Annotated in this window: 13 protein-coding genes; 7 read left to right on the forward strand and 6 right to left on the reverse strand. The window is 67.6% G+C overall.

The window, feature by feature from the left end; all coding sequences use genetic code 11:
• Positions 1-360: 360 nt before the first annotated feature.
• Positions 361-621: a hypothetical protein gene (locus tag E4V01_RS17565; protein ID WP_060771218.1), complete on the reverse strand. Its 261-nt coding sequence runs from the start codon at positions 619-621 to the stop codon at positions 361-363.
• A gap of 447 nt (positions 622-1,068) precedes the next feature.
• Here E4V01_RS17565 and E4V01_RS17570 point away from each other — a divergent pair, with 447 nt between their 5' ends.
• Together E4V01_RS17570 and E4V01_RS17575 are read left to right on the forward strand one after the other, a co-directional pair.
• On the forward strand, positions 1,069-1,599 hold the full coding sequence (locus E4V01_RS17570; RefSeq protein WP_135299227.1) for a peptide deformylase: 531 nt from the start codon (positions 1,069-1,071) through the stop codon (positions 1,597-1,599).
• 125 nt (positions 1,600-1,724) lie between these two features.
• A complete protein-coding gene (locus tag E4V01_RS17575; protein ID WP_135299228.1) occupies positions 1,725-2,183 on the forward strand; it encodes a hypothetical protein in 459 nt (152 codons plus the stop codon).
• Positions 2,184-2,205: 22 nt separating this feature from the next.
• On the opposite strand, the gene E4V01_RS17580 is transcribed toward E4V01_RS17575, so the two are convergent.
• The gene (locus E4V01_RS17580; RefSeq protein WP_135299237.1) at positions 2,206-4,332 is read right to left on the reverse strand and encodes a TonB-dependent receptor; all 2,127 of its coding nucleotides are present in this window, start codon (positions 4,330-4,332) and stop codon (positions 2,206-2,208) included.
• 287 nt (positions 4,333-4,619) lie between these two features.
• Here E4V01_RS17580 and E4V01_RS17585 point away from each other — a divergent pair, with 287 nt between their 5' ends.
• Positions 4,620-5,465 (forward strand): DUF3750 domain-containing protein, encoded by an 846-nt coding sequence (locus E4V01_RS17585; protein WP_135299229.1) that lies wholly within the window; start codon positions 4,620-4,622, stop codon positions 5,463-5,465.
• Positions 5,466-5,558: 93 nt separating this feature from the next.
• On the opposite strand, the gene E4V01_RS17590 is transcribed toward E4V01_RS17585, so the two are convergent.
• Positions 5,559-6,059 carry a hypothetical protein gene (locus E4V01_RS17590; protein WP_060771222.1) on the reverse strand — a complete coding sequence of 167 codons (501 nt, stop codon included), beginning with the start codon at positions 6,057-6,059 and terminating at the stop codon, positions 5,559-5,561.
• 296 nt (positions 6,060-6,355) lie between these two features.
• Here E4V01_RS17590 and E4V01_RS17595 point away from each other — a divergent pair, with 296 nt between their 5' ends.
• A complete protein-coding gene (locus E4V01_RS17595) occupies positions 6,356-6,847 on the forward strand; it encodes a GNAT family N-acetyltransferase (RefSeq protein WP_135299230.1) in 492 nt (163 codons plus the stop codon).
• A 78-nt stretch (positions 6,848-6,925) separates the two neighbouring features.
• Here E4V01_RS17595 and E4V01_RS17600 read toward each other — a convergent pair whose 3' ends face one another.
• Positions 6,926-7,906 carry a Hint domain-containing protein gene (locus E4V01_RS17600; RefSeq protein WP_135299231.1) on the reverse strand — a complete coding sequence of 327 codons (981 nt, stop codon included), beginning with the start codon at positions 7,904-7,906 and terminating at the stop codon, positions 6,926-6,928.
• Positions 7,907-8,312: 406 nt separating this feature from the next.
• On the opposite strand from E4V01_RS17600, the gene E4V01_RS17605 reads away from it, so the two are divergent.
• The 3 genes from E4V01_RS17605 (at position 8,313) to E4V01_RS17615 (ending at position 12,310) form a co-directional block, all read left to right on the forward strand.
• The gene (locus E4V01_RS17605; protein WP_060771224.1) at positions 8,313-9,704 is read left to right on the forward strand and encodes a GntP family permease; all 1,392 of its coding nucleotides are present in this window, start codon (positions 8,313-8,315) and stop codon (positions 9,702-9,704) included.
• Between the two features lie 122 nt (positions 9,705-9,826).
• Positions 9,827-11,143 carry a dicarboxylate/amino acid:cation symporter gene (locus E4V01_RS17610; RefSeq protein WP_060772367.1) on the forward strand — a complete coding sequence of 439 codons (1,317 nt, stop codon included), beginning with the start codon at positions 9,827-9,829 and terminating at the stop codon, positions 11,141-11,143.
• Positions 11,144-11,248: 105 nt separating this feature from the next.
• Positions 11,249-12,310 (forward strand): SDR family oxidoreductase, encoded by a 1,062-nt coding sequence (locus tag E4V01_RS17615; protein ID WP_135299232.1) that lies wholly within the window; start codon positions 11,249-11,251, stop codon positions 12,308-12,310.
• A gap of 27 nt (positions 12,311-12,337) precedes the next feature.
• Here E4V01_RS17615 and E4V01_RS17620 read toward each other — a convergent pair whose 3' ends face one another.
• Together E4V01_RS17620 and E4V01_RS17625 are read right to left on the reverse strand one after the other, a co-directional pair.
• A complete protein-coding gene (locus E4V01_RS17620) occupies positions 12,338-14,059 on the reverse strand; it encodes an aspartate ammonia-lyase (RefSeq protein WP_135299233.1) in 1,722 nt (573 codons plus the stop codon).
• A gap of 204 nt (positions 14,060-14,263) precedes the next feature.
• On the reverse strand, positions 14,264-15,805 hold the full coding sequence (locus E4V01_RS17625; protein ID WP_135299234.1) for an alginate export family protein: 1,542 nt from the start codon (positions 15,803-15,805) through the stop codon (positions 14,264-14,266).
• Positions 15,806-16,376: the final 571 nt, after the last annotated feature.

A 16,376-nucleotide genomic window follows, 5' to 3' on the forward strand; every position in this document is an offset into this window, starting at 1 on the left:
CAAAGCGGAAATTCGAGGAAGAAACTTGGCCATTCGGAGCAAGTGCGCTGGTCTCACGTCGCGTGTGACCGATTTGGCGCCGCGTAACATTGTTGTGACGACAACATTTGTTGGGAGATTGCCGAATGCCGTCGCCGCTGCTGATTCGAACCGTCGAACCGCACGGCCATTGCTGGCCTATCCCGAAGACGCGCAGCCGGCATGACGTGATGTCGGGGGCTCGGGAGACGATGGGCGTTGTGCTCCGGGCACGAAAAAGGGCCGGTCGCCCGGCCCCATTCCGTCGTCTCGTCATGGCGACCGCATCCCGACCGCGATTGATCGAGGCAAAACGCCTGAAGCTGAGGGGCTCGCGCCCGATCAGTAATCGTAGCCGCGCCGGTCGTAACCGCGGCGCTCGTACCGGTCGCGATCCCGGAAGCGCTGCTCGCGGTAATACTCGTCCCGGTCGCGCCTGCGCATCTCGCGGCCGTCGTCGCGATCGCGTTGCGCCCGGGACCGGAGATCGAGCCCCGGCCGTCCGTCCGGACCAATGGTGATCGACTGTGCGGAGGCCGGCACCGCGGCGATCATGGTCGCCGCGACGATTGTGCCGGCGAGCAGGGTCGTCATGGTCTTCATGAGGAAGAACTCCTTTGTTGGTTGAGACGACAATGCATCGTCCCCGGAGCGGTTCCGGTATCTTGCCATCGGCGGGTCCATCGCATCTGGACTTTCCGGATGAGGAGGAGACGCAATTCGCCGAACATCAATCTTCACGTCCGGACGCCTCCGGAGGCCGTTGTCGTCCTTCGATGGGCAGCGTCGCGGATTGGGATGTGGGCGGAATCCCTGGAGCGAAATCCGGGTCCTGTTCCTCCCAATACATTCCTGCGAGCGGGCCCGTCCTGTCGATGATCCGTCTTTGGCGGGGCTGGCCGCCCGCTCCCCCCATACGCCGCGGCGTGCAGATCCTCGACGGCACGCCGAGCCGGAGGGTCGCCGCTTGACTCGATCTCAAGGCTGCATCTCAAGACGGCGCGCGCATCGGGCCCGCTGCCCTGTTGCCAGCCCCCGGAACCTGCTTGCATGCCCGTCCGCCCGCTGATCCTCTATCCCGATGCGCGTCTGCACCGGGCGGCCGAACCCGTCTCCGCGACCGGCGAGGCCTTGACCGATGAATCCTTGCATGCGCTCGCCGAGGACGTGCTCGACACCCTCGGCGCCGTCTCGGCGATGGGGCTGACCGCGATCCATATCGGGCGTCCGGAGCGGGTGGTGGTGATCCGGCTTCAGCCGGACGAGCCGCATGCGGTCTACATCGATCCCGTCGTCGCCTGGGCCTCGCCCGAGCGGGCCGCGCATCCGGAGGGAAGCGTCTCGATGCCGGGCGTGGTCGAGCCGGTGGAGCGGCCGGCCCGGGTCCGGGTGCGCTACCGCGACCTCGACGGCGCCGAGCACGAGGAGGAAGCCGAGGGACTGCGTGCCGCTTGCCTGCAGCACGAGATCGATCAGCTCGCAGGCATCTTCTGGATCGACCGGCTGACCCGGCTGCGCCGCGAGCGGGTTCTCAAGCGCTACGCCAAGCTGCGGGCGCAGCAGGCGCGCGCGGGATCGTGAGGCATCAGCCCGGACGCGCCAGGCTCGGTCCGGGGCGTCGGGCATGGTATGCCGGGCCTCGGCGTCTCGTCCCGAAAAACGGCAACCGCCGTTCGGGATCAGGCTCCACCGTCCGAGACCGATCCATGTCCCGCCTGCCGCACGTCGCTCACCGCGCCCTCGCCGCCTCGGCTGTCCTTGTCCTGGCCGCCGTCACCCTCGCGCCGTCCGCGCCGGGCGCTGCCGCGCAAGGGACAGGGCAAGGGACAGGGCAGGGAACGGGCGGCCGGGCCGGCGATCAGAAGGCACCGGCCCGGCCCACTTCCGTGGTCGGCTGCACCTCCCTGGCCAACCTGCGCGGCCTCCTGCGCAGCACGGGCGAGGACCGCGCCGCCGCGCTCGCGGTTGCGACCGATCCGAAATCCGATCTCGGCTGCAGCCCGGTGGACCGCGCCACGGTCACGGGGCTCGCCGATCACGTCGCCCTGAACGGCCGCGCCTACGACTGCCTCACCCTCAAGGGCACGGCGGTGTGCCACTGGACGGTGGCGGGCGCCGTCACGCCGCCCGAGCGGCCGGCGGCAAAGCCGGCCCGCGGCAAGTAGGGGTGGGAGCGAGGCGCTGCCTTCAGAACCGTGCCGTCAGGAACAGACGGAGGTTGCGGCCCGGCAGCAGGATCTCGTCCTTCTTGAACGAGGCCGAGTTGCGGATGTCGTCGTCGAGCAGGTTGCGGCCCTGGAGGCCGAGCGTCACCTCCGTGGCGCCGTAGACCGCGGGGTCGAGCGCCTGGGTGTAGGCGAGTTCGGCGCGCAGGTCGTTCCAGCCCGGGGTCGTCGTCTCGAACGGGGCGATCTCGGTGTGGTCGAAGGCGTGGAGCAGGTTGATCCGCGCGAACCAGCCGTTGGCCCGCACGAAGGCGCCGCCGCCGAGCCGGTGCGGCGGGATGCGCGGCACGAAGCTGCCGTCGTCGAACTGGGCCCGGACGAAGTCGTACTGCGCCTCGATTCCGGCCCAGCCGTCGCCGACGGGGAAGAGATCGAGCTGCGCGCCGATCTCGGCGCCGTAGAAGCTGGCATTGGCCTGCGAGTAGACGACCTGGCGCAACTCGTCGCCGGAGCCGCAGGAGCCGAAATCGTCGTCGCAGCGGTTGCCGGTGTCGCGCTTGAAGATGAAGCCGGTATAGCGGGTGACGTAGCCGGTGGCGTCGAGGCGCAACGGCCCCTCTGCCCGGCGCAGCGAGATCTCGACTGTGCGGGCGCGTTCCAGCCGCAGGGTCGGGTCGCCGATCTCGAAGGTCGCGGTGGCGTCGTGCGGCCCCTGCGAGAACAGCTCGTAGCCCGTCGGCGCACGCTCGACATAGGAGCCGTTGAGGCTCGCCACGAAGCCGTAGGGCAGGTCCTGCAGGGCGCCGATGCTGGCGCTCTTCGGGGCGAAGCGGCGGGTCAGGGCAAAGCTCGCCGGGTCGGTGCCGTCGGGCAGGTAATCGCCGGGAAACCGCGTGGCGATGCTGTTGAGCCGGTCGCCCTCGATCCGGCCCGCCGCCTGGAAGCGCAGCCCGCCGCCCACCGCCAGTTCCTCGAACAGGTAGCCGGCCAGCATCCGCGACTCGGTCGGCGGCAGGAAGCTCTCGAGCTGCGAGTTCAGCACGCGCCGGCCTGCCTGCACGCCGACCGCGCCGGTCAGCGTGCCGAACGGGGTGATGATCGGGACGTGCTGCGCCTCGAAGCGGGCCTCGACCTCGCGGTTCTTGAAGATCGCCTGGACCCCGTCGGCCCCGTCCTCGCCGAGGCCGATCTCCTCGTGCCGGTAGACCGATCCGCCGGCCCAGAAGCGCAGCACCTCGAACGGCCCGTTCAGCGGCCGGTACTCGCCGCGGGCGAGCAGGCGGTCCTGGTTCGGGGTCAGGCGGGTGCGCGCCTCCTCGGCCTCGCCGCCGGGGATCTGGTAGAGCGCGTCGTAGTGGCTGAACGCGACGCCGACGAAGCCGCGGTCGCCGATCGCCGAGATGCCGACCGAGCCGCCCTGCGATTCGGTGGCCGAGTTGCGCTGGATGCCGCCGGGGATCGCGTAGGAATCGGTGGCGGTCTTGAACCCGTCGGCATGGACCGCGATGCCGTCGGCGCCGGCATCGACGCTGGCCGCCCCGGTCCGGCCGTTGTCGACGGTGGTGTATCCGGTCGTGACCTGCCCCGTGACGCCGCGGGCGGGAATGAAGGTCGGCACTTGGTTGTTCTCGGCGGAGACTACGCCGCCGATGGCGCCCGAGCCGTAGCGCAGGGTCGCGGGGCCGCGGATCACCTCGATCCGGCTGGCGTTGAGCGGGTTGATCGGGACCGCGTGGTCCTCGCCGAGATCCGACACGCCGCCGTTGACGATGCCGTTCTCCTGGATGCGCACCCGGGCGTTGTCGAGGCCGCGGATGATCGGCCGCGAGGCCGCCCCCGGCGCGTAGGTCGAGGACGAGATGCCGGGCCGGTCGAACAGCGCGTCGCCGAGCGTGCGCGGCTGGTCGCGGGCGATCCGCTCCTGCGGCACCACCGTGACCGGCGAGAAGGTGTTCGTCACCACCGGCAGCACCTCGGCCGCCCGCGCGAACGGCGCGGCGGGGGAGGGCGCCGCCGGGGCGGCGGGCCGGCCCTGGATCGGGCTCACCGAAGTCACGCTGATCTCCTCCAGCGTGGCCGCCTCCTGCGCCTGCGCCGACAGCACGGTTCCGGGCAGGCCCGTCAGCACCGCCCCCGCCGCCAGCAGCATCCGTCCCGACCGTCCGCCCCGCATTCCCGTCGATCCAACCTTGTCACGTTACAATGTTTCATCGCGAGGATGTTACAATGTTGCAAGGCTTATCTGCCGCGTATCCGGTCGGGGGAGGGCGTGTGTGGCCGGTCTGCATCAGGCGGCTTTCCGGTGCGCGGCCGCACGGTGCGCGCACTGTCACCCGGCCGCGGCGTCGCAGGTGCTTGTGCCGCGCGGAGCCGGACGTGACATTGGGGACCCCGGAGATGGTGCCGCCTGTCCGGATTGATCTTTTCCGGAATTCGATGCCCGCCGACGTGCTTCTGCCCGCCCTCCGCTTCCTCCTTCTCGGCCTCGGCCTCCTCATCCTTCTCTTCCTCGTTCCGCTCGCGACCCACGCCCTGTGGTGGACCGCGAAGGGCGGACGCGCGGAGAACTGGTCGACGGCGGATTGGTCGAGCGCCGGGCTGCTCCCGCCGGCCGCCACCGTGCCGGGGGCGATGGTGCGTGTCTACGCCGCCCGGGTCGGACGCTGGCGGGGCATCTTCGCCCACCACAGCTGGGTGGTGGTCAAGGAAGCCGGGGCGCCTCGCTACACCCGCTACGACGTGGTCGGCTGGGGCAGACCCGTGCGCACCGACGCCTACGCGCCGGACGGGCGCTGGTTCGGCAACGAGCCGGAGGTCGTGCTCGGGCTCGACGGCGAGGGGGCGGCGCGGGCGATTCCCGAAATCCGCGCGGCGGTGGCGGACTATCCCCACCGCAGCCAGGGCTCCTATCAGGCATGGCCGGGGCCGAACTCGAACACCTTCGCCGCCCATGTCGTCGCGCGCATCCCCGACAACGACGTGCCGCTGCCGCCGACCGCCCTCGGCAAGGACTGGACGCCGTCGGGCCGCTTCGCCGAGATCACCCCGAGCGGCACCGGCCTGCGCCTGTCCTGGCGCGGCTATGTCGGCCTCACCGTCGGCTGGGTCGACGGGCTGGAACTCAACCTGCTCGGCGCGGTGGCCGGCCTCGATTGGCGCCGCCCGGCCCTGAAGCTACCGGGCTGGGGCCGGATCGCGCTGATGCCCGACGGCGACGCGGACAGGGCGGCGCCGACGACGGAGCCGGAGCGCCGCCCGGCCCCCGGCTCCGTCTCCGGCTGAGTCTCTTCCGCGAAACGCCCGCTCGCCGCCGGCCCGGAGGAAACGGTGGACGGGCGTCCTGTGAGGCACCCCGCGACACGCCGGGGGCTGGCCTCAGCGCTTCGACGACCTCTGGCCCGGCAGCGTCACCTCGCCCTGCCACTGGCCGGCGAATTCGGTCTTCGAGGTGTAGGCGAGCGAGAAAGTGCCCTTGCCCTTCACGCCGGCGAATTCGCCGGTGGCCGCGCTGTCCCGGTAGGTGCCCGTCGCCGTGACGCGGCCCTGCGCGTCGGTCGCGACCGTGCCCCGGTAGAGGCTCGAGGTCGAGCCGGCGGGCGTCGTGAAGGTGATCGTGCCTTCCACCGGCCCCTGGCCGTTCTTGAGCGTGACGGTCTGTACCCATTGCACCCGGGCGCCGTCGAGCGGGGTGCCGGGGCCGGTATTGATCCCGGAGGCCGTCTGCTGGATCTTCACCGCGTCGGGGCCGAGCACCTGCGGCGCCTCGCTCTCGACGCGGCCGGTATAGCTTCCACCCATCGGCATCGCGACGGCCGCGGCCGGAAGAACCGGCACGAGCGACACTGCGACGGCAAGGATCGTCGATCTCCGATACATCGCGTTTGCTCCCTCGGACAGGTCGTTGTGCGACCGCGGGCGCGACCGCCGCGGAGCCTAGATTTGGAAGAATCCTGTCGTCAATGCCGAGTCAGGGCCGGAAGAATGCGCCGATACTCGTGGTTTTCCAGGGATTTGGAGAAATATCCGTCTCTTGGCGGGCGGGGCATCGTCCCGATGGGGCGGCCTCCTACGCCGAAAGATCCGCCCCGTCGCGTCCCTGATCCCGGCTTCATCCGATCCATGCTACCAGCGCGTGAATCGGCCCCGACCGCCGGCACCCGTCAACGGACACGATGAGCGACCTCACCATCCGCCCCGCCCAAGGCCGTGATCACGACGCGATCTGGTCGCTCCTGGAGCCGATCCTGCGGGAGGGCGCGGCCTATGCCCTGCCGCGGGACTGGGACCGTGAGCGGGCGCTCGCCTACTGGTTCTCCCCGGCCCACCATGTCTTCGTCGCGGAGAGCGCCGGCGCGGTGCTCGGCAGCTACTACGTGCGGCCCAACCAACTCGGCCCCGGCGACCACGTCGCCAACGGCACCTACGCCACGCATCCGGCCGCGCGGGGCAGGGGGGTCGCCCGCGCCATGGGCCTGCACTCCTTCGGGACCGCCCGGGCGCTGGGCTTTTCCGCGATGCAGTTCAATCTGGTCGTTTCCACCAACACCCACGCCGTCGCCCTCTGGACGAGCCTCGGCCTCAGCGAGGTCGGCCGCCTGCCGGGCGTGTTCCGCCATCCCGAACGCGGGCCGGTCGACGCGCTGGTGATGCACCGAATTTTATGAGACGGCTTGAAAGGCGCGGGGGTGCCAAAATTCGGTCGATGTGGCGAGCCTTTGTTCTCGTGTTGCCCTTTTGAGCCCTCAAACAGGTTCCAAGACGGCCCAGTTGCTATCAGTTTCCCATAGACACTGTTCGCTCAACGAGCTGGCAAGTACGGCGTCGAGGCGTAGTCGCTCAGCCTCGACTAGAGGACCATCAATCGCTACCGGTCGGCAACGTTTGCTCCCGTCAGCCCATATCAGATCGGGCTCAATAAGGGGGTCGTTCGCACCCGCAAACCAAGGGCGACTTCCCATTTCGAAGTAGCTTTCCACAGGCAGACCTTCCGCAAGCAGAATGTCGTGACTGTCGAGCTCGACGTGCCAGTATGTGATGCTAGCGCGCGGCTCGCGAGTGATCGTGACGCCGTTGATCAAGCACATCGCGGGCACAAGCACACCGCCCTCATTGTTCAAGTCGGCGCCCACTAGCACCGGGTGGCCCGGAGAAAGGCATAGATCTCGGGTGGGGAGGTTGCTACCGAAGGCGCCAGCGCGAATTCGAACCGGCTGCTGTTCGAACGCGATGGAGCCAGTTTCAGCCTTGATCTCACGATGACCGATCCATGTGATGGGGCGCGGTGATCCTGAGGCGGTTATGACCCTATCGCCAATACGTAGTACCTCTACGGCAGACCTGCCGCCATCAGCGTCAATCTCGGTTCCGTCTGCAAAGCACAGCACATTATAGTCGCCTAAGCTACTTTCTGAGAATGTAATAATCTCTCCTTGTGTTAACGGGGAGTTGGAAGCAATTATAGCGAGGTCGTCACCTTGTGGTCTAATATTGAATAGTATGCGATCCGGATTATCAAAATTAGTCGCATAGGCTGTAAATGTATTTGTGTTGCGAGAATTGGTAAATACAACAGCATCTCCGGGAATATTTATAGTGCCGTTGAGTGTATATGCCTCTGGCGCTATGGTTATTGCCGAAAACGTTCCTGGCGCATCTCTTCCGCCATTGACTGCAAGGTGGCCAATGTCAAAAACAGTGTTGTTAAATACGATTGGCAATGTCATCAAGGATTCTCTACAGATGGTAAAATTTACAGGCGTGCGAAGTGATGCATAGCAGTCTGTATATGCCGGATGTCTATCTGCCGAGTATATTTGCGGCCAAGTGAGGGTAAAATCTGTGGCGTTGTTGCTTGGTGGCAACAGCGGTTTTTGTGGATTACAAGCGTAGTGATCATAGTATCGGGCAGTAAAACGGTAGCAATAGCAATAATATCGTGATCATTTCCAATATCGCTTCGATGGCAACTGATACAGAGGCAGAATCTGTCGCTTTCCTGTCGTTGAAGGAGCGGCTTAGCCATATGAATCTGGCAGTTGCTCGGACATGATGGAGCTGAGGGGATCCGAGTAGGCCCTCCTCAAAAGCCATTTGTCAGCCTTCGGGGTGGCATTTTTAGAGGGCGCGTCCTTGAGCTTCCTGATCTGCCTCGCGGCGCTCTTCTTCCTGATGGGAATCGCCTATCGCGGCTTCTCGGTGATCCTGTTCGCGCCGGTGGCCGCCATGGGCGCGGTGCTGCTGACCGATCCGGCCGCCGTGCCGACGCTGTTCTCCGGGTTGTTCATGGAGAAGCTGGTCGGCTTCCTGAAGCTGTACTTCCCCGTCTTCCTGCTCGGCGCGGTGTTCGGCAAGCTCATCGAGATCTCGGGCTTTGCCCGCTCCATCGTCGGCGCCGTCACCGGGCTCTTGGGCGAGGGCAGGGCGATCGTCGCGATCGTGCTGGTGGGCGCGATCCTCACCTATGGCGGCGTCTCGCTGTTCGTGGCGGTGTTTGCGGTCTACCCCTTCGCCGCCGAGCTTTTTCGCCGCTCGAACATTCCGAAGCGTCTGATCCCGGGGACGATCGCGCTCGGCGCCTTCACCTTCACCATGGACACCCTGCCGGGCACCCCGCAGATCCAGAACATCATCCCGGCCTCCTTCTTCAAGACCGACGCCTACGCCGCCCCGTGGCTCGGCGTCATCGGTGCGCTCTTCGTGTTCGCGGTCGGCGTCGCCTATCTCGAATGGCGCCGCCGCCGGGCCGGAAACGAGGGCTACGGCGAGGGCCACACCAACGAGCCGCAGGCGGTCGAGGACAAGGTCGTGATCCATCCAGGCGTCGCGATCCTGCCGCTCCTCGTCGTCGGGATCGGCAACAAGCTCTTGCTCGCCTGGATCACCGCCTCCTACGGCGAGCAGGCGAGCGCCGCGCTCACGCCAGAGATGGCGGCCCATCCCGTGACCGTACAGGTCAAGACCGTGGCGGCGATCTGGGCGGTCCAGGGCGCGCTGCTTCTCGGCATCCTCGCCACCGTGATCCTCGGCTATCGCAACCTCGCGGAGCGTTTTTCCGATGGCTCGAAGGCGGCGGTGGCGGGCTCGCTGCTCGCCGGCATGAACACCGCCACCGAGTACGGCTTCGGCGCGGTCATCGCCGCGCTCCCCGGCTTCAAGGCGATCTCGGACGTGCTCTCCGCGATCCCGAATCCGCTGGTCAACGAGGCGGTGACGGTCAACGTGCTGGCCGGCGTCACCGGCTCGGCCTCGGGCGGGCTCTCGATCGCGCTCGGGGCGCTCTCCGGCCGCTTCGTCGAGGCGGCGCAGGCGGCGGGCATCCCGCTGGAGGTGATGCACCGGGTCGCCTCCATGGCAAGCGGCGGCATGGACACCCTGCCGCACAACGGCGCCGTCATCACCCTGCTCGCCGTTACCGGGCTCACCCACCGCCAGTCCTACGGCGACATCTTCGCCATCACGATCATCAAGACCGTGGCCGTCTTCTTCGTGATCGGGGTCTACTACCTGACCGGATTGGTCTAGGGGTATACCCGCCCACGTTGTGCGAAGGGCCGATGGAGGCCGCGCGCAAGCGTTTTTCCGTCGGGGCGAAGGCCGTTCGGCGCAACGGGGCGTGCGAAAACCGCCGGGAGGAGTCCGTCCGAATGAGCACTGCCGCCACCCTGCCGACCGAGCGGGCCCCGCTCCACAAGTCCCTGTTCGTGCAGGTGATCGCCGGCCTCCTGGCCGGCATCCTCGTCGGCGTGCTGGCGCCCGGCTTCGCCGGGGAGCTGAAGGTCCTGAGCGACGCCTTCCTCCGGCTGATCGCGATGATCGTGGGGCCGATCGTGTTCTGCGTCGTCGTGCACGGCATCGCCGGGGCGGGCGACCTCGGCAAGGTCGGGCGGGTCGGCGTGAAGGCGCTGATCTACTTCGAGGCGATGACGAGCGTGGCCCTCGTGCTCGGGCTCGTGCTCGCCTACCTCGTCGGGCCGGGCCACGGCATGAACATCGATGTGGCCAACCTCGATGCCGGCGCTCTCGGCGGCTACGCCGATTCCGCGCAGAAGCTGCAAGGCGGCGGCATCGCGCATTTCCTCCTCGCCATCATCCCTAAGACCGCCTTCGACGCCTTCGCCCGCAACGACGTCCTGCAGGTGCTGTTCTTCGCCGTGCTGTTCGGGGTGAGCCTCGCGCTGGTCGGCGGCGAGAAGGCCCGGGCGGTCTCGGACCTGATCGACGCTCTGTCCACGGTGCTGTTCAAGGCCATGGGGCTGATCGTGCGGGTGGCCCCGCTCGGGGTGTTCGGCGCCGTCGCCTACACGGTCGGCCGCTACGGCATCGGCTCGCTGGCGCAGCTCCTCTCGCTCGTGGCCCTGTTCTACCTCGCGGTGGCTTTGTTCGTGTTCGTGATCCTCGGCGCGGTGATGCGGCTCGCGGGCCTCAGCCTCGTCAAGCTCTTGATCTATCTGCGCGAGGAGCTGACCATCGTGCTCGGCACCGGCTCCTCCGACGCGGTGCTGCCGCAGATCATGCGCAAGCTCGTGCATCTCGGGGTGAAGGATTCCACCGTCGGCCTCGTGGTGCCCACGGGCTATTCCTTCAACCTCGACGCCTTCTCGATCTACCTGACGCTCGCCGTCGTCTTCATCGCGCAGGCGACCAACACGCCGCTCTCCTTCAGCGACCTGATGCTGGTGCTCGGCGTCTCGCTGGTCACCTCGAAGGGCGCCCACGGCGTGCCGGGCTCGGCCATCGTGATCCTGGCCGCGACCCTGAACGCCGTCCCCTCGATTCCCGCCATCGGCCTCGTGCTGGTGCTCTCGGTCGATTGGTTCGTCGGCATCGCCCGGGCGCTGGGCAACCTGATCGGCAATTGCGTCGCCACCGTCGTCGTCGCCGCCTGGGAGGGCGACCTCGACCGGGAGCGTGCCGAGCGCGTGCTCGACGGCCGGGAGAGTGTGGAGCCCACCGCCGGTTAGGGCGAAGGCCGGATACGGGATCGAACGCATCCGCTCCAGGACGGTTTCCGACAGGCAGGCGCCGCACCGATCGTGACGGGGCCGAGGACGGGACCGGAGACGGGTATGACGGGAACGGCACTGATCGCGGGCGTGGGCGGCATCGTCGGCAACAACCTCGCCCGGCATCTGGTGGCGCAGGGCTGGACGGTGGAGGGGCTCGCGCGGCGCCCGCCCGAGATCGCCGGCGTCACGCCGCTGCCCGCCGACCTGCTCGAGCCGGAGGCGCTCGCCCGAACGCTCCGGGAGCGGGCGCCGAGCCACGTCTTCATCACCACGTGGCTGCGCCAGCCGACGGAGGCCGAGAACATCCGCGTCAACGCCGCGATGGTGAAGAACCTCCTCGACGCCCTGCGTCCGGGGGCGAGCGTCCGCCACGTGGCGCTGGTGACGGGCCTCAAGCACTATCTCGGGCCGTTCGAGAGCTACGGGCAGGGCAGCCTGCCGCCGACGCCCTTCCGCGAGGACCAGCCGCGGCTGCCGGTCGAGAACTTCTACTACGCGCAGGAGGACGAGGTCTTCGCCGCGGCCGCGCGCGACGGCTTCACCTGGAGCGTCCACCGCCCGCACACCATCGTCGGCTACGCGCTCGGCAACGCCATGAACATGGGCGTGACGCTGGCCGTCTACGCCACGCTCTGCCGGGAGACCGGTCGTCCCTTCCGCTTCCCCGGCTCGGCGACGCAATGGAACGGGCTCACCGACGTGACCGACGCGCGATTGCTCGCCCGCCACCTCGAATGGGCGGCGCTGACGGAGGCCGCGCACAACGAGGCCTTCAACGTCGTCAACGGCGACGTCTTCCGCTGGCAATGGATGTGGGGCCGGCTCGCCCAATGGTTCGGGCTCACGCCGGCGCCCTTCGACGGCGAGGTCAACCCGCTCGAACACCAGCTGTCGGGCGCGGCGCCGCTCTGGGCGGAGATCGCCCAGTCCCACGGCCTGATCGAGCCCGACCTGAACCGCCTCGTCTCCGCGTGGCACACCGATGCCGATCTCGGCCGTCCGATCGAGGTCGTCACCGACATGAGCAAGAGCCGGCGCCTCGGCTTTCTCGACTACCAGCCCTCCGACGACGCCTTCTTCGCGCTGTTCGAGCGGCTGCGGGCGGAGCGGGTCATCCCGTGAGCGGGGCGGACCGCACGCCTCAGAGGATCATCCCACCGTTCCGGCCTTCTGCCGCCGGGTCGGATGGGTCATGGCCTCCAGTTCGAGCAATTCGTTGAGCTGGGCCTCGGTCAGAAGGCCCTCCTCCAGCACCAGCTCGGCGACCGTCCGGTTCTCCCGCAGCGCCCGGCGGGCGATGCGGGAGCTCGCCTCGTAGCCGAGCGTCGGCGCGAGCGCCGTGACGAGGCCGATCGAGCCCTGGACGAGGCTGCGGCAGCGCTCGCGGTCGGCCTCGATGCCCTCGATGCAGCGCTTGGTCAGGGTGTCGATGGCCGCCGTCAGCATGCGCAGGCTGCTCAGCACGCAGTAGCCGATGGTGGGCTCGAAGGCGTTGAGCTGGAGCTGGCCGCCCTCGGCGCAGAGCGTCACGGTGAGGTCGTGGCCGATGACCATGTAGGCGACTTGGTTGACCACCTCAGGGATCACCGGGTTGACCTTGCCCGGCATGATCGAGGAGCCCGCCTGCACCGCCGGCAGACGGATTTCGCCGAAACCGGTGCGGGGACCGGACGAGAGCAGGCGCAGGTCGTTGCAGATCTTGGACAGCTTGACCGCCACGCGCTTCAGGACGCCGGAGAACAGCACGAAGGCGCCGAGATCCGAGGTCGCCTCGATCAGGTTGGAAGCCAGCACCATCGGCTGGCCGGCGAGCCGCGACAGTTCCTCCACGGCGAGCGCGGCGTAGCGCGGGTCTGCGTTGAGGCCGGTGCCGATTGCGGTCGCGCCGAGATTCACTTCGCGGAACAGGCCGACGATCTCGGTCAATCGCGCCACGTCCTCCTTGATCGTGGCGTGGAAGCCGTCGAACTCCTGGCCGAGCGTCATCGGCACCGCGTCCTGGAGTTGGGTCCGGCCCATCTTCAGGACGTCGGCGAACTCCACCGCCTTGCTCTTGAAGGCGTAGGCGAGGTCGTCGAGCGCCTTCACCAGTGGTTGCGTGGCGAAGATCACCGCGAGCCGCAGCGCCGTCGGATAGGCGTCGTTGGTCGATTGCGCCATGTTGATGTCGTCGTTGGGATGCAGCGCGGCGTAGTCGCCCGGCGCCCGGCCCATCAGCCTCAGGCCGACATTGGCGATCACCTCGTTGGCGTTCATGTTGGTCGAGGTGCCGGCCCCGCCCTGGATCGCGTCGACCACGAAGGCTTCGGCGTAGGCCGGGTCGGTCGCGACGAGGGTGCAGGCCTCGTCGATGATCTTGGCCTTCCCCTTGGGCAGGTAGCCGAGCCGGTGGTTGGCCCGCGCCGCGGCCTGCTTCACCAAGGCCAGCGCCCGCACGAGTTCCGGGTAATGGCCCACCGGCACGCCGGTGATCGGGAAGTTCGCCACCGCCCGCTTGGTGTGGATGCCCCACAGTGCATCGGACGGCACCTCGCCATCCCCGAGCAGATCGTGTTCCGAGCGGGTCTTGGCCCCTTCCATCGCCACCTTGCGCACGGTGGCGACGGCGAGATCCTCCTCCTGGGGCGGTTTCTCCGCCGTGGCGCTTGCCACCGTGGCCTTTGCCACCGTCCCGAACGCGTCCGGGCGGGCGGCCGTCTCGGCCGCCGCGATGGCCGCAGCCTTCGTCTCGGCTTTGGCTGCTTTCTTTCCCGTGCCGCCTATGCCCTTGGCCTTCCTGGCCGCAGCCTTGGACTTCTTGACCTCACCCTGGCCTCCGGCCGCACCCTTCGCGGCGTGCTTGGCCTTGGTGTCAGATGCCGTCTTCGCCACGGAAGTCTCCCCGATGCGTCGAATGATCCGGCCGAATCCACGATTTCAGCGGCGGTCACCGTTGGGTCGGTGTTCAGATCTTCGCGTGCCGGACTGTCAATCGCTTGCAGTCTAGGTGACGTGTCAACGGCCCCGCTGCGTCAGCTTATGCGCGGACGCAGCGGGGCCGGCAGAGGATCAAGAGAGGAGATCGGGAGATGAGAATCAGAAGAACAGCGTCGTGTTGAGATAGCCGTAGAAGGTGTCGCCGGTATCGGGCGCGTTGGGCGCGTTGCGCAGGAAGTCGCCCTTGGCGAGATAGGCCAGCCCGGTATCGAGGATCATCTCGTTGGGGATGATCCAGTAGCGCAGGCGCCCCTCGATCTGGTGGCCGGCGAAGGTGCCGGAGCGGCCGGTGCGGTCGCGGATCAGGGTCGCGGCGAAGGTGTCGGTGGCGCTCTCCAGCCAGAGCGGGCGGTAGGCGATGAAGGCGTCCCAGACCGGGCTCGGGGTGATCTCGGCGCGGATCGAGGGCGAGATCAGGTTGGCGCGCTGCACCGGGCCGTAGAGGCCGGTCGGGCCGTACTCGAAGCGCCGGGCACCGAACAGCGTGTCGAAGCGGGTGAACTTGCCGTCGTTGTTCCGGTCGCCGCTGGCATGGTCGTAGTGCAACGAGAACCGCGGCTTCCACGCGTGATCGAGGGTGTAGCCGACCTCGGCGTGGACGAAGTAGGCCGAGACGGTCAGGTCGCGCAGGTCGGCGGCGGCGGCCGTCTCGCGAGCCAGCCCGGTCTGGTAGATCCCCTCGAAATCGTAGTCGAACTCGCCGACCCGCGGCTGGCGGGCCAGACGCAGGCCGGGGGTGAACAGGCGCCGGTCGCGGGTCTGGACCGAGCGCAGGCCGGTGCCCGAATCCTGCTCGTAGAGGCCGTAGCCGTAGAGTTCGAACGTGCCGCCGAAGATGCCCGCGAAGGTGTAGGAGGCGCCGAAGAGCTGCAGGTCCAGGCTCTCGCGGTCGAACTCGATGCCGTTGTCGAGGATGCCGTTCAGGTCGTCGGGCAGACGCGTGTGCGGCATCACCCACAGCGCCGTGAACTTGTCCTTGCCCCCACCCTGCCAGTCGAAGCTCACGCCGGTATAGGCGTTGATGGTGTTGCGGAATTGCTGGCGCGAGACGAGGCGGCGCGAGCCGATGTTCTTGGTGAAGCGGCCGACCGTGAGGTTGCTCTTGGAGCCCTCGCCGCCGAGATCGCCGGTGTCGAAATTGAGATAGGCCTGGCCCGGTTCGAGAGCGTTGATCTCCGTGGTGAAGGCGGAGGAGTTGCGCTGCTGGAAGTAGCCGCGGCTGTCGAACAGCTCGACCCCGATGCGGACCGGGCCCTTGATCCCGTACTCCGCGTGCAGCGTGGTGAGGTACGAGTTCAGGATGTCGTTGGAAGCGAAGGTCGGGACCGGGCGGAACTGGTTGGCGATGCCCTCCACCCGCGGCCGGAACGAGCCGCTGATGCGCCAGTTCTCCGGCTCACCGAACCCCTTGTAGAGGAAGTTCGGCGGCTTGGACGGCTGGGCCGCGAAGTAGGGGCCGTCCTGCTTCTTGCGGGACGCGGCGATCCCCGCCTGCATCGTGGCGGTCGCGGCCTCCGTGGCCGTGACGGGCCGTGTTTCCAGGGGGCCGGCAAAGGGGCCGCTCTGGGCCAGCACCGGACCGATGAAGAGGGGAATGGAGGCGCCGGCAAGTAACGACGCGCAGAGAACCGACCGCTTCACCACACCGCTCCTGTTCTTTCGCAGAGTTCGCTCGGGGCCGGCTAGAGATCGCCTAGACTGGTATACCAGTGCAAGGACCCCTGCTTTGATCGATGCATTTTGTCGGCGGAGCCGTGAATCCGCCGCTCTTGCGTCGACGGGTTTTCCACATGGCGGCACGAGGCCAAAACGGAGCGAAATCAGGGATTTGAACTGCGTATTTCAGTCGCTGGAATGCCTTCGCCCTTTGTCCCCCGCCTGCAACGGCCCGGACGAAACCTCGTGATGACCTGATTTTTTCGGGATTAAATCAAATCTTTTTCTTGGCCCGTCCGGCGAGGCAGGCCTCTCAACTCCTCCGTGCAGGGGCGCGTCTCGGCTGAGCCCGCGCGGTCCGGCTCCCCTGCGCCGGGCTGTCCCTCGCCACGATCGGATCATCCGTTTCCTCCCGACCGGCCGCGTCGAGGGGGCGGGGTGCAGCTGAAAAGTCACAGGCAGGCGCCGATCTGCGGCAATGTGCGATTGTGCGTGACGGGTCAACTACAGGGTTCTAGTATTCAAGTATTGATTCCAGGTTTTACAAGAATCCCTA

It is taken from the genome of Methylorubrum sp. Q1 (assembly GCF_004683995.1).
Lineage (GTDB): Bacteria > Pseudomonadota > Alphaproteobacteria > Rhizobiales > Beijerinckiaceae > Methylobacterium.

Excerpts from the sequence above, each read along its gene's own strand:
- E4V01_RS17565 (WP_060771218.1), bottom strand. The coding sequence starts at position 621 with ATGAAGACCATGACGACCCTGCTCGCCGGCACAATCGTCGCGGCGACC.
- E4V01_RS17570 (WP_135299227.1), top strand. The coding sequence starts at position 1,069 with ATGCCCGTCCGCCCGCTGATCCTCTATCCCGATGCGCGTCTGCACCGG.
- E4V01_RS17575 (WP_135299228.1), top strand. The coding sequence starts at position 1,725 with ATGTCCCGCCTGCCGCACGTCGCTCACCGCGCCCTCGCCGCCTCGGCT.
- E4V01_RS17580 (WP_135299237.1), bottom strand. The coding sequence starts at position 4,332 with ATGCTGCTGGCGGCGGGGGCGGTGCTGACGGGCCTGCCCGGAACCGTG.
- E4V01_RS17585 (WP_135299229.1), top strand. The coding sequence starts at position 4,620 with ATGCCCGCCGACGTGCTTCTGCCCGCCCTCCGCTTCCTCCTTCTCGGC.
- E4V01_RS17590 (WP_060771222.1), bottom strand. The coding sequence starts at position 6,059 with ATGTATCGGAGATCGACGATCCTTGCCGTCGCAGTGTCGCTCGTGCCG.
- E4V01_RS17595 (WP_135299230.1), top strand. The coding sequence starts at position 6,356 with ATGAGCGACCTCACCATCCGCCCCGCCCAAGGCCGTGATCACGACGCG.
- E4V01_RS17600 (WP_135299231.1), bottom strand. The coding sequence starts at position 7,906 with ATGACATTGCCAATCGTATTTAACAACACTGTTTTTGACATTGGCCAC.
- E4V01_RS17610 (WP_060772367.1), top strand. The coding sequence starts at position 9,827 with ATGAGCACTGCCGCCACCCTGCCGACCGAGCGGGCCCCGCTCCACAAG.
- E4V01_RS17615 (WP_135299232.1), top strand. The coding sequence starts at position 11,249 with ATGACGGGAACGGCACTGATCGCGGGCGTGGGCGGCATCGTCGGCAAC.